The 19,541-nt window shown below is 33.3% G+C and carries 18 protein-coding genes; 15 read left to right on the top strand and 3 right to left on the bottom strand.

The window, feature by feature from the left end:
• Nucleotides 1-133: 133 nt before the first annotated feature.
• On the bottom strand, nt 134-1,267 hold the full coding sequence (locus tag RLT85_RS08505; protein WP_311401606.1) for a DNA polymerase III subunit: 1,134 nt from the start codon (nt 1,265-1,267) through the stop codon (nt 134-136).
• Between the two features lie 88 nt (nt 1,268-1,355).
• Between RLT85_RS08505 and RLT85_RS08500 the strand changes: the two genes are divergently transcribed.
• The 3 genes from RLT85_RS08500 to RLT85_RS08490 all read left to right on the top strand — a co-directional run bounded on the left by RLT85_RS08500 (nt 1,356) and on the right by RLT85_RS08490 (nt 5,236).
• A complete protein-coding gene (locus RLT85_RS08500; RefSeq protein WP_311401605.1) occupies nt 1,356-2,543 on the top strand; it encodes a phosphoglycerate kinase in 1,188 nt (395 codons plus the stop codon).
• A gap of 109 nt (nt 2,544-2,652) precedes the next feature.
• On the top strand, nt 2,653-4,233 hold the full coding sequence (locus RLT85_RS08495) for a lytic transglycosylase domain-containing protein (RefSeq protein ID WP_311401604.1): 1,581 nt from the start codon (nt 2,653-2,655) through the stop codon (nt 4,231-4,233).
• Nucleotides 4,234-4,261: 28 nt separating this feature from the next.
• The gene (locus tag RLT85_RS08490; RefSeq protein ID WP_311401603.1) at nt 4,262-5,236 is read left to right on the top strand and encodes a DUF4837 family protein; all 975 of its coding nucleotides are present in this window, start codon (nt 4,262-4,264) and stop codon (nt 5,234-5,236) included.
• Between the two features lie 69 nt (nt 5,237-5,305).
• On the opposite strand, the gene tatA is transcribed toward RLT85_RS08490, so the two are convergent.
• Nucleotides 5,306-5,518 (bottom strand): Sec-independent protein translocase subunit TatA, encoded by a 213-nt coding sequence (tatA, locus tag RLT85_RS08485; RefSeq protein WP_311401713.1) that lies wholly within the window; start codon nt 5,516-5,518, stop codon nt 5,306-5,308.
• Between the two features lie 108 nt (nt 5,519-5,626).
• Between tatA and RLT85_RS08480 the strand changes: the two genes are divergently transcribed.
• The 12 genes from RLT85_RS08480 to RLT85_RS08425 all read left to right on the top strand — a co-directional run bounded on the left by RLT85_RS08480 (nt 5,627) and on the right by RLT85_RS08425 (nt 18,318).
• Nucleotides 5,627-6,496, top strand: a complete 870-nt coding sequence (locus RLT85_RS08480; RefSeq protein WP_311401602.1) for a M23 family metallopeptidase — start codon at nt 5,627-5,629, stop codon at nt 6,494-6,496.
• Between the two features lie 6 nt (nt 6,497-6,502).
• Nucleotides 6,503-7,993, top strand: a complete 1,491-nt coding sequence (locus RLT85_RS08475) for a GH3 auxin-responsive promoter family protein (protein ID WP_311401601.1) — start codon at nt 6,503-6,505, stop codon at nt 7,991-7,993.
• Nucleotides 7,994-8,008: 15 nt separating this feature from the next.
• Nucleotides 8,009-9,685, top strand: a complete 1,677-nt coding sequence (locus RLT85_RS08470; RefSeq protein WP_311401600.1) for a DUF6909 family protein — start codon at nt 8,009-8,011, stop codon at nt 9,683-9,685.
• On the top strand, nt 9,685-10,641 hold the full coding sequence (locus RLT85_RS08465; protein ID WP_311401599.1) for a hypothetical protein: 957 nt from the start codon (nt 9,685-9,687) through the stop codon (nt 10,639-10,641). Before RLT85_RS08470 ends, RLT85_RS08465 begins: the two co-directional genes overlap by 1 nt.
• 3 nt (nt 10,642-10,644) lie before the next feature.
• Nucleotides 10,645-11,658: a dTDP-glucose 4,6-dehydratase gene (gene rfbB, locus RLT85_RS08460; protein WP_311401598.1), complete on the top strand. Its 1,014-nt coding sequence runs from the start codon at nt 10,645-10,647 to the stop codon at nt 11,656-11,658.
• Nucleotides 11,655-12,506, top strand: a complete 852-nt coding sequence (rfbA, locus tag RLT85_RS08455; protein WP_311401597.1) for a glucose-1-phosphate thymidylyltransferase RfbA — start codon at nt 11,655-11,657, stop codon at nt 12,504-12,506. Before rfbB ends, rfbA begins: the two co-directional genes overlap by 4 nt.
• Nucleotides 12,503-13,051, top strand: coding sequence for a dTDP-4-dehydrorhamnose 3,5-epimerase (gene rfbC / locus RLT85_RS08450; RefSeq protein ID WP_311401596.1), 549 nt, complete (start codon nt 12,503-12,505; stop codon nt 13,049-13,051). Before rfbA ends, rfbC begins: the two co-directional genes overlap by 4 nt.
• Nucleotides 13,044-13,904: a dTDP-4-dehydrorhamnose reductase gene (gene rfbD / locus RLT85_RS08445; protein ID WP_311401595.1), complete on the top strand. Its 861-nt coding sequence runs from the start codon at nt 13,044-13,046 to the stop codon at nt 13,902-13,904. Before rfbC ends, rfbD begins: the two co-directional genes overlap by 8 nt.
• Nucleotides 13,905-13,965: 61 nt before the next feature.
• Nucleotides 13,966-14,724 (top strand): 3'(2'),5'-bisphosphate nucleotidase CysQ, encoded by a 759-nt coding sequence (gene cysQ / locus RLT85_RS08440; protein ID WP_311401594.1) that lies wholly within the window; start codon nt 13,966-13,968, stop codon nt 14,722-14,724.
• 16 nt (nt 14,725-14,740) lie between these two features.
• Entirely contained in the window at nt 14,741-15,691 is a 951-nt protein-coding gene (locus RLT85_RS08435; RefSeq protein WP_311401593.1) for a glycosyltransferase family 2 protein, read from the top strand.
• Nucleotides 15,684-17,087, top strand: a complete 1,404-nt coding sequence (locus RLT85_RS08430) for a glycosyltransferase family 39 protein (RefSeq protein WP_311401592.1) — start codon at nt 15,684-15,686, stop codon at nt 17,085-17,087. Before RLT85_RS08435 ends, RLT85_RS08430 begins: the two co-directional genes overlap by 8 nt.
• A 40-nt stretch (nt 17,088-17,127) precedes the next feature.
• Entirely contained in the window at nt 17,128-18,318 is a 1,191-nt protein-coding gene (locus RLT85_RS08425) for a lipopolysaccharide biosynthesis protein (protein ID WP_311401591.1), read from the top strand.
• Here the strand turns inward: RLT85_RS08425 and RLT85_RS08420 are convergent.
• The gene (locus tag RLT85_RS08420; protein WP_311401590.1) at nt 18,311-19,390 is read right to left on the bottom strand and encodes a glycosyltransferase family 4 protein; all 1,080 of its coding nucleotides are present in this window, start codon (nt 19,388-19,390) and stop codon (nt 18,311-18,313) included. The two genes, RLT85_RS08425 and RLT85_RS08420, sit on opposite strands and share 8 nt — an antisense overlap.
• Nucleotides 19,391-19,541 lie beyond the last annotated feature (151 nt).

Raw genomic sequence — 19,541 nt, 5'->3', positions numbered from 1 at the left:
CGCGCTATTAAGCGGGCTTTTTTTATGATGTTTCTCGAAACTGAGTTTTAAATCAACCTCAAACCATTTCGAAGAGAGATATCGTCTGCGCTCCATCTCACATTCATGAATTGGATCCGATAATTTAAAGAATTTATTCCTTTTGATGTAGTAATCGGGTAAGCTTAATAGATAAATCTGCTAAGGTGATTTTAGAATTTACATTCCGTTCAATATGGTAAATTGCCTTTTCTATCTCTTCGGTAATTTGAATCATATTGCTTCCATGTACAAAAGGTGCAAATTTTCTTAGCTCAAATCCTGGCGTATCAGGTTCTAGATATACTAATGACTGGCTGTTATAATTATACAACATGGCTTGCCTAAAAAAGTCTAAGCAGTAGTGTAAAAATCTTTTTTGCGTCTCTCTACCTGTAGCTGCAATATCTTCACTCCACTGCAAGATGTCTTTAATAGCAGCTTTGTTTCCTTTAGCTCTAAAAGCAGATCGCACCCAAGTAATAAACCAAGTTTCAAAAATAGCTTCACTTTCATGCTGCTCGAGCATGCTTAAAGCTTGCGTATAGCTTCCGTCAGATTTATGGGCAATTTTTAAAGCTTCTGCTGCAGCAATTCCCTTTTTCTCTAAAGCGGTAGCAATCACTTTTTCTCCTAATGGCGGAAAATGCAAAGCTTGGCAACGAGAGCGTATAGTTTGTAAAATCTGCTCTTCATTTTCAGTAATTAGAATAAAGATGGTATTATTTGGCGGCTCTTCAATGAGTTTTAAGAGCTTGTTGGAGGCAGAAGTGTTTAGTTTATCGGCTTCCCAAATAATCATTATTTTATAACCACCTTCGTAAGATTTTAAACTCAACGTTTTCAAGACATTTTGAGCATCTCTTACACTAATGTTTCCTTGTTTATTTTCAATTCCTAAACATTGATACCAGTCAAAAACACTTCCGTAGGGAGAATCTAAAACAAAATCTCTCCATTCTCCTGTAAAATCTTCCGCAGTAGCATTTTTCTTTACCCTGTCATTATTGGCTACAGGATAGGTAAAATGTAAATCGGGATGCGCAAGTTTTTTAAAAGCAGTTAGACAAGCTTCTTCGCGTTCATTTTTAGAACACAATACATGTTGTGCATACGCGATCGCCATAGGCAAGGTTCCGCTTCCGTTTTTTCCTACAAAAAGTTGAGCATGCGGTATTCTGCCACGATCTACGCTCGTGCTAAGGTGCTTTTTAATGTGCTCTAATCCTAAAATTTCTGAAAATAACATAGAAGAGCGAAATTAACCAAAAATTAATTTATTTTAGAGCTTGCTACCTCCAAATGTGAGAAATATTTAACTTTGAAAAAAACTTTTCATGAAAACACTTAACGACTATAATTTTAAAGATAAAAAAGCCCTTGTGCGCGTAGATTTTAATGTTCCTCTCAATGACAAATTTGAGGTAACCGATGCGACCCGAATCCAATCGGCTAAAAAAACCATTACCAAGATTTTAGAAGATGGAGGGAGTGTGGTTTTAATGTCGCATTTGGGGAGACCTTCTGGCAAAGAAGACAAATATTCTTTGAAGCATATTGTAAATAAAGTGTCTGAGGTTATTGGTGTTCAAGTAAAATTTACGGAGAATTGCATAGGCGATAAAGCTTCGGACGCCTCTAAAAATTTAAGCAACGGAGAGATTCTTTTGCTAGAAAACCTTAGGTTTCACGACGAAGAGAAAAAAGGAGATGAGACTTTCGCCGAAGCTTTATCAAAGCATGGAGATATTTATGTAAACGATGCTTTTGGAACGGCACATAGAGCGCATGCTTCTACCACGGTAGTGGCTAATTATTTTGAAGATAAATGCTTTGGATATTTACTTGCCAAAGAAATAGAAAGTATTGATAAGGTGTTTAACTCTAACGAAAAACCAGTAACAGCGATTTTAGGTGGAGCAAAAGTGTCTTCTAAAATTACGGTGATTGAAAATATTTTAGATAAAATAGATCATTTAATTATTGGCGGCGGAATGACGTTTACTTTTATTAAAGCTCGAGGCGGAAGTGTGGGAGATTCTTTAGTAGAAGATGATAAATTAGAATTGGCGCTAGACATCTTAAAACAAGCCAAAGCCAAAAATGTAGAAGTTCATTTACCTGTAGATGCGGTTATAGCCGATGCGTTCTCTAATGATGCCAACTTTAAAACTGAAAAAATAGACCAAATCCCAGAAGGCTGGATGGGATTAGATGTGGGTGAAAAAACTAATAAAATATTTGCTGAAGTGATTGCGAAATCTAAAATTATATTATGGAATGGACCATTAGGAGTTTTTGAAATGTCTAATTTTGCTAAAGGAACCATCGCTTTAGGAAATGCGATTACCAAAGCAACAAAAGCTGGTGCTTTTTCGTTAGTTGGAGGAGGCGATAGCGTTGCTGCGGTAAAACAGTTTGGTTTTGAAGATAAAGTAAGTTATGTTTCTACAGGAGGAGGCGCGATGTTAGAAATGTTAGAAGGAAAGTCTTTACCTGGTATTGAAGCCATAAAAAACAGCTAATACCAAACCGAACAGATGATGTTATATCTAACCTGTTTCTTATGTCGACATTATGCTGTCAAATTGGTATAAGGAACAATTTTTGATGAAATTATAGAAAACTACACGTATGAATAAGATATTGGCAGTTGCATTTTTAATCACTTCTTTTGCAGGGTTTGCTCAAGGACAGCCCATAAAAGAGAAAGATTCTATTCCTGAGAAACAGGTTTTGGAAGCGAACGATACAAAGCAATTAGTAAAGCGGGTGGTTCCTGGTTTTGCTTCGGTTCAACCTATGCCGAGTATTCAAAAAGACTCTACTCAGATATTTTTGGGAGATTATCAGTCTGCTAGAGAAGTAGATTCTTTATGGAAAGCTAAGCTTCTTAATTCAGATCTTTATGAAACCATGAATGAGTCGGTCTTGATGGTGGCAGATTTAGATTCTGTGAATTACAAAGTAGTATCTACAGATACCTTGAAGGCGAGATTGGCAAGAATTAATGCCAAAACACCATTTAATGTAGAATATAATCCATCTTTAGAAAGTGTGATTAACTATTATATTAAACGAAGAAAAGAGTCGGTAGAACGGCTGCTTTCATTGAGTCAGTATTACTTTCCGCTTTTTGAGGAGAAGTTAGATAAATACGACATTCCCTTAGAGATGAAATATCTAGCCATTGTTGAATCGGCTTTAAATCCTAGAGCAAAATCTAGAGTAGGAGCTACTGGTTTGTGGCAATTTATGTTCGCTACGGGGAAAATGCATGGTTTAGATGTGAGTAGTTACGTAGATGAGCGTATGGATCCTGTACTATCTACAGAGGCGGCGTGTCAATATTTGGCCAATCTTTATAAAACTTTTGGAGATTGGGATTTGGCATTGGCTTCGTATAACTCAGGTCCAGGAAATGTGGCCAAAGCCATTCGTAGAAGCGGCGGAAATACAAACTATTGGGAATTAAGAAACTATTTACCTAGAGAAACCGCAGGCTATGTGCCTGCATTTATCGCTACTATGTATATGTTTGAGTATGCCGAAGAACACGGCTTTAAACCATACCGACCAGAAATTACCTATTTTGAAACCGACACGATTAAAGTAAAGAAACTTATCAAATTTGATCAAATTGCAACGGTTACTGGCGTAGACAAAGAGTTGTTGAGTTTTTTAAATCCAAGTTATAAGATTGATATTATTCCTTACCAAGAGGATGAAGAGTATTACATAAGACTTCCGTTAAGGGAAGCTGGAGTATTTGTATCTAATGAGAATCTTATTTACAATTTTGTGGAGGATCAAATCGCAAAAGAGAAAGAAGAAAAATCTTTACCTACCTATGTAAATGCAGAGGATAAAATACGTTATAAGGTAAGAAGCGGAGATTTTTTAGGAAAAATTGCTTCCAAATATGGGGTTGGAATTAGTCAAATTAAACGTTGGAATGGATTGCGTAGTAACCGATTAAAAGTAGGACAGCGATTAAGCATTTATCCTAGAAAACCGGTAACTACTGCAAGCGTAAATACTTCTAGCAAAGGAAAATCTTCATCTATGAAAACCTACACAGTGAAGCAAGGAGATTCTTTATGGAGCATTTCTAGAAAATTTTCGGGAGTTAGTGTAAAAAATATTCAAAAGTGGAATGGTATTAGTGGTAGTAGATTAAAACCGGGAATGAAATTAAAAGTTTCTAACGGATAAATTTACATCAAACCATAAGCTAACCACGATGAAAAACTTTTTCTATCTATTCCTTATCGGAATTTTAGTTACTTCTTGCGACGACCAATCCAATGAAAAAAATAATTTAAGCGACTCTAACGGAAGATTAAATAATCTTTCTATCATTATAGATAACGATTTATGGGAAGGAGAAATTGGTGAGACTTTACGAAAAAATTTAGCTTCTCCCGTAGATGGTTTACCGCAGCAAGAGCCTTTGTTTGATATGAATCAAATTCCACCTAAGGCATTTTCTGGTTTTGTACAGAATAATAGAACTTTTTTAAAAATAGAGAAATCCTCTTCGCCAAGCTTTGAAGTGGTAACCGATACTTTTGCGAAGCCGCAAACGGGTATTTTTGTTTCGGGTCCATCAAAACCAGCCATTATGGAGACTTTAAATTCTCATAATGATGAAATTATAAATGCCTTAAAGGACACTGAAATCAAGGAGCAGCAGCGAAGAATTTCTAAGTCTTTAAAAAAAGATGAACTCTTAGAAAAGAATTTAGGGGTTAGCTTAAAGTTTCCTACGGCTTATCGATATGCTAAAAGCGAGAAAGATTTCTTTTGGATACGAAAAGATGTACCTAACGGAAGTATGGAGATTTTGGTATATGAAATTCCTTTTCATGTGATTGATAGAGATACCAATGTGGTAGGTAATATTATTAAAATGAGAGATTCTATTGGAGAAGCTCGTGTGCCTGGACCTAGAGAAGGCTCTTTTTTAATTACAGAAGAGGCTTATGCACCATATTTATTTGAATCTAAAATTGATGGAAAATTTGCCTACGAAACCAGAGGAACTTGGGAAGTGAAAAATGCATTTATGGCAGGACCATTTATTAATTATGCTGTAAGAGACGAAAAGAATAAACGCTATGTAATCTTGGAAGGATTTGTATTTAGACCTTCAGCAACTAAGCGAGACAATATTTTTGAATTGGAAGCGATTTTAAAGTCGGCTAAAATTAAATAAAAGAAGTAGAAAACAAAAAGGCAGGATTTTAAAAAATCCTGCCTTTTTGTTTTGACTCTTAACTTAAAGTTATTTTTTATCTTCTACCGGTTCATTGGCAGGTGCTTTTGTATCTGTTTTTTCATCTTCCTTAGAAGCATCTTTAAATTCTTTGATACCGCTACCAAGACCTTTCATTAATTCTGGAATCTTTTTTCCTCCAAACAATAATAGAATTGCAACCACTATAAGAATAAGAGCGGCTGGTCCAGGCATTGCCAAAAATATATTTAATAACATAATTTCTATTTTTAATCTAAACAAATTTAGTAATTAAAATTTAAACTCTGCGTTAATAAGAACATAAATACGCACAATATATTATCTTATATTTGCAAATAATTAAAGAATATGGGTAAAAAACAAAAAGGCAAAAAGAAGTTTGCCAGAAAATTGCTACACAAATACCGTTTGGTAGTGCTTAATGAAGATACGTTTGAAGAGCGGTTTTCGTATAGGCTAACTCTGTTAAATGTTTTTGTAACCGTAGGGATTTCTGTTATTGTCTTGATTGTACTTACCACATTGCTCATTGCTTTTTCTCCGTTACGAGAATATATTCCTGGTTATTCCTCTCCGCAATTAAAGCAAACCGCTACACAGTTAGTTTACAAAACAGATTCTTTACAACAAGTAATTCATAAACAAAATCAATATTTCACCTCCATCAAAAGAATGTTAAGCGGCGAGGTAAGTCCGTTAGATTTTAAAGAAGATACTTTAGAAACATCCACTTCGGTGAATTCTGACACGGTGAATTTTCAACCTTCCGTTAATGATTCTATTTTGAGAAAAGAAGTAGAGCAGGAAGATAAATACAATGTGTTGGATAAAGCGGTAGCCAAAACAGCGGTAAAATTGTTTACTCCGTTGCGTGGACAGATTTCAGAAGCTTATAATGCACAAGAGAAGCATTATGCTGTAGATATTATTGCTAAAGAAAACTCACCGGTAAAATCTACTGCTGATGGAACAGTTATATTTGCCACATGGACCGCAGATACGGGTTATGTGATTATTATAGAACATAGTTACGGATTGATTTCTGTCTATAAACACAATTCATCTTTAACGAAAGAACAAGGAGAATTGGTTAAAGCGGGAGAAGTGATCGCCATGTCGGGATCTACTGGAAGTTTTTCTACAGGTCCTCACCTGCACTTTGAATTGTGGAGTGATGGGTATCCCATTAACCCAACTGAATTTTTAGAGTTTGAATAAAAGCGTATGTCATTAAAAACTTTTGGAGCTAAAATTTTTGCGAAGGTCGTTAAGTCCCAGATTAATACATGGGCTAAGAACCCTATAGAAACCCAGCAAAAGGTTTTTACAGAATTGATCTCTAGGGCTAAAAAAACCCAATTTGGTAAAGACCATAATTTTGATAAAATTAAAAGTTACCAAGATTTTACGCGAGAAGTTCCTGTGCGAGATTACGAAGCTTTAAAACCTTATGTGAATAAAGTAGTGGCGGGAGAAGAGGATGTACTTTGGCCAGGAAAGCCTCTTTATTTTGCTAAAACATCGGGGACAACAAGCGGTGCAAAATACATTCCATTAACAAAAGAATCTATGCCTACACATGTTTCTGGCGCTAGGAATGCCATCCTTAATTATATTGCAGAAACAGGAAAAGCAGATTTTGTATCTGGGAAAATGATTTTTCTACAAGGAAGTCCAGAGATGCAAGAAAAAAATGGAATTAAGTTGGGAAGACTTTCGGGGATTGTGGCGCATTATGTGCCCGCATACCTACAAAAAAATAGATTGCCTAGTTGGGAAACCAATTGCATAGAAGATTGGGAAACAAAAGTAGATGCAATTGTAGAAGAAACACTTCCTGAAGAAATGAGTGTTTTTAGCGGAATCCCTTCTTGGTTGCAAATGTATTTTGAGCGTTTGCAGGAAAAAACGGGAAAAAAGGTAGGCGAACTATTCCCAGAATTTGATTTACTGATTTATGGCGGCGTTAATTTTGAACCTTATCGCACTAAGTTTGATTCGCTTATAGGAAGAAAGGTAGATAGCATAGAATTATTCCCTGCTTCGGAAGGCTTTTTTGCTTACCAAGATCAACAAGGAAAACCCGGAATGTTGTTAAGGCTCGACGCCGGGATTTTTTATGAGTTTATAAAAGCAGAAGAGTTTTTTGAAGAAAATGCCAAGCGCTTAAGCTTAGCGGAAGTAGAAAAAGACACTAATTATGTAATGATTATTTCTACCAATGCTGGACTTTGGGCGTATAATTTGGGAGATACGGTGATATTTACAAGCGTAAAACCTTACCGGGTAATTGTTTCGGGAAGAATAAAACATTATACCTCTGCCTTTGGAGAGCACGTAATTGCGAAAGAGGTAGAATATGCGATGAAAAAAGCAGCGCAAGAACACGATGTAAAAATTAATGAATTTACGGTCGCACCGCAAATAAATCCGCCGAAAGGCTTACCTTATCACGAATGGTTGATAGAGTTTGAAGAAGAACCTAAAAATTTAGATATATTTGCCTTAAGTTTGGATGAAAACTTACAAGAGCAGAATAGTTATTATCTAGACTTAATATCGGGAAAAATTTTAAAACCACTAGTAATCACTTCCGTAAAGAAAAATGGATTTCAGGCCTATATGAAGTCTATAGGGAAATTAGGCGGTCAAAATAAAATACCAAGATTGTCCAATGATAGAAAAATTGCCGATGCCTTACATAGACAACTGTAAAAGATACAAAAATGCATGAATAAATTTAAGACCCAGGGAAGAAATAGAGCGCAAGAAAGCTCTAATGCTATTGAGCGTTTATACATTACGATGCGACACTTATTTAACCGTGGTTTTTATAAGCCTATGGGAGTTTCGGGAGAAACTTTAAGAGAAGCATTGCTTATATTAAGACCAGAAATTTACGGCTCTGTAGGAGAAGATAAATTAGAATTAAATGGTCTATTATACGTTATAGATCGTTTGCCTATTGGGATTGAGGAATGTAGATTCATCAATTTAACCAGTGATGAAGGTTATGCTAATTCTCATTTTCAGCCTATTGTTCCTCCTAAGCGAAGAAGAAATTGTTACCGCATTGATGAGGAGCAAATGAACATTGAAATTACCAGAGGAAGGTCGGAAATTTACGATATTCTTACTCATCTTACTTTTATGTTTATTGAGTCACATAAAATTATGCGTCGAGTGATTATTGATGAAGAGGGAAATGTGACCAGAGACTGGAAAAAACTGGAAAAAGCGGTACAACAAAAGGACCTTACAGAGGCAGAGCGTGAAATAGCTTTGACCCACACGGCCAACATTTTGGGAAGAACCTTTAACGAGGTACGAATGATTCATCCATTATTTAGTCAGCCAAAAAATGAAGAGCGATTTTTACATATTATTTACCATTTAGGAAAATTAGCTATTGATGAAATTGTACATAATAATAAACGAATTGTAACTTTTAGTCCGGTGCTAAGAGAACGTCTAGGACATCACATTCACGGTGAAATTTGGGCAGATCATATTAAGAAAACCTTGGTTGAAAAAGGTTTACTGAATAGAAAGATTCATATTATTAGTGCCAATATGCATAGCGTGATGAATACACTTTATGCACCTATAGCTTTAAAAGCAGAACTCAAGAAAAAGTCTATACGAGAAATTTATGAGGCTTTAAGTAATCCTGCGAATGGGCAGGTTAGAACTAAAGTAATGAAAGTAGCTTTAGCCAAAGGAATGACTTTCTTAGAAGATTGTAGCGGGACAAATATTGATGTGCAGATTTTTGATACCCGTAAAATTGACCATCACGAAGAGCGTTTTAAGGCTGAAGGAGAAGATGCTCCAGTAATTATTGTCATGGATTATGCTTTTGGAGAACAGGCTTATGAAACGATGGATGAGCTTTTAAAGCCTTATATTTTTGATGATAAAAGTTTTCATCTTAACGTAGATTCTATTTCTATTATGGGAAAAGCGGGAATTTTGGAAGGAGGAAAAGGAGATATTATGATTCCAGATGCGCACGTTTTTGAAGGAACTGCAGATAATTATCCTTTTACCAATGAATTGAAGATAGAAGAATTAGAAGGAAATGATATACAGGTGTTTGGCGGTGCAATGATTACTGTGCTTGGAACTTCTTTACAAAATAAAGACATTTTAAAATTTTTCCACGATTCGACGTGGAATGTGATTGGATTAGAAATGGAAGGAGCGCATTACCAAAAAGCCATTCAGGCGGCGGCAAGATTGCGCGGTAATATTAATGCAAATGTAAAAGTAAGGTATGCTTATTACGCTAGTGATAACCCGCTAGAAACAGGAAGCACATTGGCTTCTGGTGGTTTAGGCACCTCTGGAGTGAAACCTACCTATTTGATTACAGAAAAAATATTAGAACAAATTTTTAAATCATAATGAGCGATTCAAAAAACAATGAAGAAATAGATCTTTTTGATCTTTTTAGAATGGTAAAGAATGGGTTTAATTCTATTGGAAACGCATTTCTTAGATTAATTCAGTTTCTACTTAAGTATAGTATTGTTTTAATTTCGATAATCATCGTTGGACTTATTGTTGGCTATTTTTGGAACCAGCAGACTAAAACCTATTATCAAATAGAAGCTTTAGTGGCAGCGAGTGATGAAGGTTCTTCATATTTATATAAAAAGATAGATGAGGTTAATTTTGCCTTGTCTACAAAAAACAAATCTTGGCAGAAAGAGTTAGAAACGGAAGCTATTTCTTCGCTATCGTTACAGATAACTCCTGTTTACATCACACAATTGTTAGGTTATGAGGAAAAATCTTTTCTACAGTATTTGGATGAAACCAATTTACTAGATGAGAAGGCTAAAACCGAATTGATTCAAAACAAAGTAAGTGTTCATCGTGTTACTTTAAAATATTCTTCAGAACAAAATGGGGAAGAGTTATTTCAAAAAGTATTTAAAAAACTAAGAGAGAATGCCTATTTTACAAAAGTATATGCAGAAAAGTCGGCTTATTTAGAGCAACAAGTGGTTGACAATAAGAAATTTATCGCTTCCTTAGATGAGCTTATTGCCACTTATTCTCAAAAAAATGAATCTGCAACAACGGGAGTAATCGTTAACGGAGCTAATTTTGATTTTGACGGACTCATTTCTCAGCGTTCTGAATTACAAAGGGAAACACGCGACCTTATTTCAGAAAAAATTAAACATGAAGAATTTTTAAAAGTAATTGATTTAGGAAGCTCTAAGCCCGTACATAAGAAGCCTTTTTTACAAAAAAATAAAATGTTGGTAGCTCCAATTTTGCTTTTAATTGGCTTTAGTATATTGTACGTGTTAATTGTAGTATTAAAGAAAGCAAGAGCATTAAAAGAATAATTTATGAAAACAATTTTGGTTACAGGTGGTGCAGGATTCATAGGTTCTAACTACATTAATTATCTGTTAGGTTTACAAGAAGAAGTGAAGGTGGTTAATCTAGATAGCCTTACTTATGCGGGAGATTTAGCGAATATTGAAGTGTCTCAACATCCCAATTATCAATTTATAGAAGGAGATATTTGTAATCTTCAATTAATTCAAGAGCTTTTTGCAAAGCATCAATTTGACGAAGTCGTTCATTTTGCAGCCGAATCCCATGTAGATAATTCAATAGCAAATCCTTCTGTATTTATAGAAACCAACGTTAACGGTAGCTTTAATTTATTACAAACTGCGTATAAAACGTGGATGGAAGAACCGTTTGCTTTAAAAGAGGAGTTTTCTAAGGCTCGATTTTTACATGTTTCTACAGATGAGGTTTATGGAACTTTGGGAGAAACAGGCTTGTTTACCGAAGAAACTCCGTATGCTCCAAATAGTCCATATAGCGCTTCAAAAGCAGCATCAGATATGTTGGTGAGAAGTTACTTTCATACTTACGGGATGCCTGTAGTGACGACTAATTGTTCTAATAATTACGGCCCGCATCAGCATGACGAAAAATTGATTCCTACGATTATCCGTAAAGCGATTCAAGAAGAAACTATTCCCATCTATGGGGAAGGAACCAACATTAGAGATTGGTTATTTGTGTTGGATCATTGTAAAGGAATTAAACTAGCCTTAGCGGAAGGAAAATTAGGAGAAACTTATAATATTGGAGGAAAGAATGAACGTCAAAATTTATACATCGCGCAGAGCATTTGCGAAATCTTAGACGATATTCATCCTAGAGAAAACAAAGAATCCTATAAAAATCTAATTAGCTTTGTAAAAGATAGACCAGGTCATGATTTTAGATATGCTATAGATGCATCAAAAATAGAACGGAAATTAGGTTGGGAAGCCAAAGAAAATTTTGAATCTGGAATTAAAAAAACCATCCAATGGTATTTAAATAAATACATCCAATGAAAGGAATTATATTAGCAGGAGGTTCAGGAACAAGATTACATCCCCTTACTTTAGCGGTTAGCAAACAATTACTCCCAGTGTATGATAAGCCGATGATTTATTATCCTTTATCCACTCTTATTTCTGCAGGAATACGAGAAATTTTAATCATCTCTACGCCGCATGATTTACCTTTATTTAAAAAATTATTGGGAGACGGTTCACATCTTGGCTGTCATTTTGAGTATAAAGTACAGGAAAACCCTAACGGTTTAGCCGAAGCCTTTATTATTGGGGAAGAGTTTATAGGAAAAGAAAAAGTGGCTCTTATTCTAGGAGACAATATTTTTTACGGCAGTGGTTTAGATGAACTATTACAAGAAAATAGCAATCCAGATGGTGGAATAATTTATGCATATCACGTACACGATCCAGAACGTTATGGGGTAGTAGAATTTAATGAAGAAGGAACTGCTATTTCTATTGAAGAAAAGCCTAAAAATCCGAAATCTAGGTATGCTGTTCCTGGCATTTACTTTTATGATAATGAGGTCGTAGAAATTGCTAAAAATATTAAACCCAGCCATCGTGGAGAACTTGAAATCACCGATGTGAACAATGCGTACCTTAAAAAGGGTAAGTTAAAGGTGAGTATTTTAGATAAAGGAACCGCGTGGTTAGATACCGGTACTTTTAAATCTCTCATGCAGGCCTCTAACTTTGTGGAAGCCATAGAAGAGCGACAAGGATTAAAAGTAGGAGCTATTGAGGAGGTAGTCTATAAAATGGGATTCATCAACAAGGAGCAACTAGAAGAATTAAAAGCACCCTTATTAAAAAGTGGATATGCTAAAAATATTGAATCATGAAGATTTTAGAAACCCCTTTACGAGATTGTTTTATTGTAGAACCATCGGTTTTTAAAGACGCAAGAGGTTATTTTTTAGAAAGTTTTAATCAGCAAAAATTTCAAGAAGAAACGGGGTTAGTGGTTAATTTTGTGCAAGACAACCAGTCTGTTTCCCAAAAAGGAACTTTGCGTGGTTTGCATTTTCAAACTGGGGAAGCGGCACAGGCTAAATTGGTGCGCGTTATACTAGGTGAAATACAAGATGTGATGGTAGATTTACGTCCAGATTCAGAGACGTATTTACAAAAATTCTCTTGTGTATTAAATAGCGAAAATCAACTTCAATTATTCGTGCCTAAAGGTTTTGCTCACGGATTTGTTTGCTTAACTGATGAGGTTATTTTTAGTTATAAATGTGATAATTATTACGATAAAGCCGCTGAAGCTGGAATTATCTTTAATGATCCCCAATTACATATAGATTGGAAGCTGCCACAAGAGCAATTGATTATTTCAGAAAAAGATAAGGGTTTACCAACTTTAAAAGAATATTTAAATGGATAAAATCTTAGTCATAGGAGGGGAAGGACAATTAGGAAAATGCTTGCAATTAGCAGCTAAAAACTTTCCGGAAGCTCAATTTTATTTTAAAGATGTTGCTCGTTTAGACATAAGTTCTAAGGATGCTTTAGAAAAAGATTTTAAAGCAGAAGCTTATGATTATTGTATCAATTGTGCTGCGTATACCAATGTGGAGAAAGCCGAAGAAGAAGAAGATAAGGCATATTTGATTAATGCTTACGCAGTAGAGAATTTGGTGGCTGTTTGTAATGCGCATCACGGTGTTTTAATTCATATTTCTACAGATTATGTTTTTGATGGAGAAAAGAAATCTCCATATACAGAAGACGATGATACTTACCCTATAAATGTGTATGGCGCCTCAAAATTGAAAGGAGAGCAACTTATTCAAGAACAGTCGCAAGCCTACTTTATTTTACGTACTTCGTGGTTATATTCGCAATTTGGGAATAATTTTTACAAAACAATTCTGCAGAAATCCGCAGAAAATATAGATTTAAAAATTACAGAAGAGCAAACCGGCACACCTACGAACGCAAACGATTTAGCTCATGCTATCTTATATTTAATTAAGGAGAAAAAGCAAAATTATGGGATTTACCATTTTAGCAATAACGGACAGACTACATGGTATGGTTTTGCCCAGGCTATTTTAAACCTACAGCAAGACTCAAAATGTACACTTATAGCCTCAAATGCTTATAAAACCAAAGCAGCGCGACCAAAAAATAGCGTTTTAAGTAAAGAAAAATTTAAAGATGTTTTTGAGTTTTCTATGGTAGATTGGGAAAAAAGTTTGAGCAAGCTTTATCAAGAAAATTTTCTTTTAAAATAAAATGAAAGAAAACAGTATAAAAATTAAATGAAACGGTCGCGGCCGGAATGATATTATAATTATGGAAATCAAACAATTTGTACCACTTATTATTGATGCGGCTAGAGATGCTGGAATCAAAATTTTAGAAGTTTATAATTCTGAAGATTTTGGAGTGGAAGAAAAAGGAGATCATAGTCCGCTGACTAAAGCAGATCAATGGGCGCATCAAACTATTGTTGAAAAACTAAAAGAAAGCGGCTTGCCGATACTTTCTGAAGAAGGAGCAAAAATTCCTTACGGAGAGCGAAAGGGTTGGGAATATTTCTGGATGGTAGATCCGCTTGACGGCACCAAAGAGTTTATCAAAAAGAATGGAGAGTTTACAGTGAACATTGCATTAATTTATAAACAAAAACCCATTTTAGGCGTAGTATACGCTCCGGTTTTAGATCAGCTTTATTATGGCGGAGAAGGTATAGGTGCTTTTAAGTCTGAAAATATGGATCCGCAAGTAGAGTTAAAGTTAATTAAGCATGATAAAGGACCTACGCGTATTGTAGCTTCCAGGTCACACCTTAACGAGGAAACAAAAGAATACATAGCCCAGTTTAAAGAAGCAGAAACCGTTTCTATGGGAAGTTCCCTAAAATTTATGCTCATTGCCGATAGCGATGCCGATATTTACCCTCGCTTTGCCCCTACGATGGAATGGGATACTGCAGCAGCCCACGCGGTATTAAGAGGCTTAGATGTTGAGGTGATAAATATGGAAGACGATTTGCCCTTACGTTACAATAAAGAAAATTTGCTAAATCCTTATTTTAAAGTGGAGCGGTAATAAAATTAATTTTAAAATGGATCTCAAAACTCCTCAATTAGCAATAATTTTGCCTTGTTATAATGAAGAAACAATTCTTGATTATAGTAAATCTCATCTATTAAAGAAGCTAACTTATTTAATGGATGAAAAGAAGATAAGCGCAGATAGTAAACTTTGTTTTGTAGATGACGGAAGCAAAGATGACACTTGGAAAATTTTAGACAGTTATAAAGAAAAGTCAATTATCGCTATAAAATTGGCTAATAATTTTGGTCATCAGTTTGCGTTATTGGCAGGTTTAGATACCTTAAAAAACAATTTCGATATTTATATAACGATAGATGTTGATTTACAAGATGATATTGATTGTATAGATAAAATGATTGATGCTTACGACAATGGCGATGATATCGTTTACGGAGTAAGAAATGACCGCCAAAATGATACTTACTTTAAGCGTAAAACGGCTACGTTATTTTATGATCTAATGTTAAGAATGGGGGTTAAATCCATTAAACATCACGCAGATTTTAGATTGATTAGCAATAAGGTATTACTTGAATTTCTAAAATTTAAGGAATCTCATTTATTTTTAAGAGGTATTTTTCCAGAGATTGGTTTTAAACAAGGGGTAGTTTATTATAAGAGAAAAGAACGCTCGTTGGGGGAGTCTAAATATCCTTTAAAAAAAATGTTAGCTTTTGCTTGGGATGGAATTACATCCTTTAGTAATAAACCTTTAAAAATAGTATTATACATAGGCGTATTTTCAATAATTCTTTCATTCTTTTTAACTTTATATGCGTTAATACAATTACTCATTGGTAATGTAGTCTCTGGATGGACATCAATCTTAATTGCAGTTGTCTTTTTTGGAGGTATTCAAACTTTGGCCATTGGAGTTATCGGAGAATATATTGGAAAAATTTATTACCAGGTAAAAGGAAGACCTAGGTATATCATTGAAAAACTTAAAAATGCTTAAAATTCTTAAACCTTTTGTATTAATTGTATTTTCAGTTATATTTTTTTTGATGTTTACCTCCACATTTCATCAAATTGAGGAAAAACTAATTACTTTAAAAATTTTAAAGTTTCTGCTAAGCATTTTCCTTGCGTTAGGAATCTCCTTCTTTCTTTTTAAAAGAAAATTAATCAATAAAAACCTTATATTTCTTCTATTAAGTGGTTTACTCATAGCTTTATTTGTACGATTAAGATTGATTTTAACAATTGAAGCTCCGCTAAAATCTGATTTTGTTATGATGTTTAATACAGCAAATGATTGGTTATCAGGTAATCGAGAAGCTTTTCATAAAAGCTATTATAATTTTGCTGTTTTTAATATACCATTTACCATTTACTTGGCATTTTTCATTAAATATTTGGGGGGGTTATTGTCTATTAAAGTGATGAATGTTTTATGGAGTGTAGGAATTGTATTTTTCATCTATAAAATAACTAAAAAATTGTTTAATCCTCAAGCTGCAATTATTGCTTTATTTGTTGCCGCATTATTCCCTCCATTTGTTGTTTACACGGCAATTCTTACCAATCAAACCATCTCTATATTTTTTATCATGATGGGTTTATATTTTTTAATTTGCAAAAAACAACTCATTTATTGTGCATTATTCATCGGGTTAGGACATATTTTTAGACCTATTGGTACAGTTTTTATTCTTGCCATCTTAGCCTATTTTATAATACATTTTCTCAATCATAGAAAGATATTTACAAAGAATAATATTAAAGTTTTATTAGTAAGCTCATTAAAGATAATGATCCCATTTCATTTGATAATGATTGTTATTAGCGGTTTATTTTTATTTTTTAATATTACTAAAAATACGTTGTATGATAACCCTGCGCCTAGTTATAAATTATTAGTTGGACTAAATCCTGAGAGAACAGGGCAATGGAATAAAAATGATGCAGATTTATTAAAACAAAACAATTTTCTAGATTTTGAACGTTTAGCAAAACAAAAAATAACAGAAAGAACAGATAAGAAGCTCGAAGTGTTAAACCTCTTTGAAGAAAAGTTTAAATTAATGTGGGGAAAACCTGACGAAGTATTTTTTTGGGCAAATTATAATTCCAGTTCAAAAAAGGCGATAACTAATTATTTTTGGCTTACGATTCTATTTTTTTGTTTTTGTTTTACAATTTCTAAAAAACCCTTTGCATTGGGAACGAATACGCTATTGATTTTTATAGCGCTCTTAGGTTTTGTAACTGCTTATATATTTATAGAGGTTCAGACTAGATACAGATATGAGATTTATCCATTGTTTGTCATATTTTCTGGACCGGGAGTTGTGATCATTGTAAATTATATAAAAAATAAACTAGCTTTTGATAATAACCAAATTAACTAAGAATAAATTTCTTAAAAACACATTGTTTAACAATTTATCAATGGGTCTTCAATTTGGATCTAGATGGTTGCTAAATATATTTTTGTTAACTTCTTTAGGAGATAAAGATTTTGGAATCTTTGCTTTTATTTATTCCATAGCTAATTTTTCTATAGCCATCTTACCTTTTGGAAGTCAAACTTTTTTAATAAAATCTGGAAATAACCCAGAGAAAGCAAAATTGATTTTTCAACAAAGTTTAGCTTCTTCTTACTTACTTTTCTGTATTGCTATAGTATTTTTCTATTTGATAGATTTATTTATAGATCAACCCTATGGACAACTCTTATATTTAGGGATAATTTTGGGCTTTTTTTTTAGCATTAATACAATAGTTTTTACCTACTTAAAGGCTTTAGGAAGTTTTAAATTTGATTTATTAATCAATCTTATTTTTTCCTTATTAATAGGGGTGATTATTGGATTAACCTTTATAGATTATCCTATTAATATTGCATTCTATTTCTATGCTTTAATTTTTATCAACTTTTTCACTACTTTTCTATGTTTTTTACTATCAAAAGATATAAGCGCTAATGATTTAATAGAATCTATACATTTTAAAGATATAAACATATTCAGGAGTTTAAATGAGCGTGGTTATTATGGTTTTCAAGATATTTTAACAGCAACATTTGTACAAGGAGGAATGTTAATTATGCCTCTATTAATCTCTGAAGAACTTTACGGAAAATATAGAGGAATTTTATTAATTACAGCTCCTTTTGCATTAATAAACGTAGCTGTTTCACAAGTGTTACTACAAAATATCACCGGAAAATCTTTAGAAGAAATAAAAAGCTTTTTTCATAAATTACAACTTATTAGCATACCAGCTTTACTTCTTATTCTATGTAGTCTGTTTTACTTTAGAGAAACAATATTAAAAATTATTTCAAAAATTAGTTTAACTGAAGAAACACAAGTGGCTTTTATCATTATTTCTCTTATGATTCTATTCTCCTTTATATATTCTGGCTACGAAATGGTTATTGTTGCTTTAAACAGACAAAAATATAGGTTTTGGATTATGTTTTTGGGGGCTATTACCAATATTATTTCTATTTATCTTTTACTGCCAAAATATGGTTTAATAGGAGCCTTACTTACTAACCTTATTTCATCAGTTATAGTAGTAATATCAATGGCATATATTGCAGAAAAGTTTTTTAGGAAACAAACTTCTATCTAACGCTATTTACTATAGAATTTAATTGAATCACTAATTTTTTTGCCACTAACTTTTGTTCATACTCTTTAGAGGTATCTAAAGCTTCTTGGATCATTTTCTTTTTTTCTAGCTCATTTTTGCTGATATATGACATAATATATTTATATAATTGGTTACTGTTTTTTGGTTCAAACAAATAACCATTAAGACCCGGCTTAATATAAGTTGAAGGACCTGCCATATTACAAGCAATCACAGGAGTTCCACAGGCCATTGCCTCTATACCTGTTAATCCCAAACTTTCCCCCTCTCTGTAAGTTGGAAAAATATAAAGATCTAATTGATTATAAAGATGCACTAAGTCTTTTTGATTTACAAAACCTAAAAAATTAGTGCCATTAATATCATTCTTTTTTATATAATCTTTTATAAGTTCTTCATCTGGTCCTTTGCCAGCAATAACTGCATTAAAACATACATTATTTTGTTGAAGTAGTTTTAAAGATTCTAAAAATGTTTTCCAGCCCTTTTCCTCAATAAAACGAGAAACAAAACCGAGCGTTATTACTTTATTTTCTTCAATATTTTTCTTCTTATAGAAAAGTTTAGGACTAATCCCTCCTGAAGGGGAAATAAATACTTTTGAGCTTTCTATAAAGGGATAATTTTTTAAAATTTTTTCTTTAAAGTAACTTGTTGGTACTACTATTAAATCAACTTTTTTTAAAATCTTAACTGCAAAATAGTTAAGAAATCTTGATTTTTGAAGCCCTATAATATCATCCCCATGAGCATTAAGAACCCAAGGTTTGTTTTTAAAAGGCAGTAAAATTAAAAGTATAGGAATATGATGGGTTATAAAATGAACATAAATAAGATCATAATCTTTAAAAAAAGACGACACAATTTTAAAATAATGGACGCTATAATTCCTTATTTTTTTTAATGTACTTATTGCTCTTCCTTTAATTAAGGCAGTTTCAGAAAAAGTAATATGGTGATCTTCTAATTCTTCTTTAAAGTTTTTAACAAAAACACCAAATAAGCCATCATTTTTCGAGGGAAACATATTGGAAATAAGAAAAATCTTCATAGAAATTTGCTATAGAGTAAATATAGGTTAGAAGTATTATACGTAGATTTGTCAAAATTATGATTTTATTTTGAAATTACACTTATCTATTTTAGATAAACTTGTCTTGCTGTTATTGTGTTTTACTGTATGTGTAGATATGATAAACGGC

This window comes from Mesonia ostreae (assembly GCF_031845265.1).
Taxonomy (GTDB): Bacteria; Bacteroidota; Bacteroidia; order Flavobacteriales; family Flavobacteriaceae; genus Mesonia; species Mesonia ostreae.
Note: the sequence above shows the minus strand (reverse complement) of the source record. Positions and strands in the feature narration are given on the sequence as shown.

What these genes read in the sequence shown, in the direction of transcription:
- cysQ (WP_311401594.1), top strand. Translation starts at nt 13,966, where the DNA reads ATGGAAATCAAACAATTTGTACCACTTATTATTGATGCGGCTAGAGAT.
- RLT85_RS08465 (WP_311401599.1), top strand. Translation starts at nt 9,685, where the DNA reads ATGAGCGATTCAAAAAACAATGAAGAAATAGATCTTTTTGATCTTTTT.
- RLT85_RS08505 (WP_311401606.1), bottom strand. Translation starts at nt 1,267, where the DNA reads ATGTTATTTTCAGAAATTTTAGGATTAGAGCACATTAAAAAGCACCTT.
- RLT85_RS08480 (WP_311401602.1), top strand. Translation starts at nt 5,627, where the DNA reads ATGGGTAAAAAACAAAAAGGCAAAAAGAAGTTTGCCAGAAAATTGCTA.
- rfbD (WP_311401595.1), top strand. Translation starts at nt 13,044, where the DNA reads ATGGATAAAATCTTAGTCATAGGAGGGGAAGGACAATTAGGAAAATGC.
- RLT85_RS08500 (WP_311401605.1), top strand. Translation starts at nt 1,356, where the DNA reads ATGAAAACACTTAACGACTATAATTTTAAAGATAAAAAAGCCCTTGTG.
- RLT85_RS08495 (WP_311401604.1), top strand. Translation starts at nt 2,653, where the DNA reads ATGAATAAGATATTGGCAGTTGCATTTTTAATCACTTCTTTTGCAGGG.
- RLT85_RS08430 (WP_311401592.1), top strand. Translation starts at nt 15,684, where the DNA reads ATGCTTAAAATTCTTAAACCTTTTGTATTAATTGTATTTTCAGTTATA.
- RLT85_RS08420 (WP_311401590.1), bottom strand. Translation starts at nt 19,390, where the DNA reads ATGAAGATTTTTCTTATTTCCAATATGTTTCCCTCGAAAAATGATGGC.
- RLT85_RS08435 (WP_311401593.1), top strand. Translation starts at nt 14,741, where the DNA reads ATGGATCTCAAAACTCCTCAATTAGCAATAATTTTGCCTTGTTATAAT.
- RLT85_RS08490 (WP_311401603.1), top strand. Translation starts at nt 4,262, where the DNA reads ATGAAAAACTTTTTCTATCTATTCCTTATCGGAATTTTAGTTACTTCT.
- RLT85_RS08425 (WP_311401591.1), top strand. Translation starts at nt 17,128, where the DNA reads ATGGGTCTTCAATTTGGATCTAGATGGTTGCTAAATATATTTTTGTTA.
- RLT85_RS08470 (WP_311401600.1), top strand. Translation starts at nt 8,009, where the DNA reads ATGAATAAATTTAAGACCCAGGGAAGAAATAGAGCGCAAGAAAGCTCT.
- RLT85_RS08475 (WP_311401601.1), top strand. Translation starts at nt 6,503, where the DNA reads ATGTCATTAAAAACTTTTGGAGCTAAAATTTTTGCGAAGGTCGTTAAG.
- rfbC (WP_311401596.1), top strand. Translation starts at nt 12,503, where the DNA reads ATGAAGATTTTAGAAACCCCTTTACGAGATTGTTTTATTGTAGAACCA.
- rfbA (WP_311401597.1), top strand. Translation starts at nt 11,655, where the DNA reads ATGAAAGGAATTATATTAGCAGGAGGTTCAGGAACAAGATTACATCCC.
- rfbB (WP_311401598.1), top strand. Translation starts at nt 10,645, where the DNA reads ATGAAAACAATTTTGGTTACAGGTGGTGCAGGATTCATAGGTTCTAAC.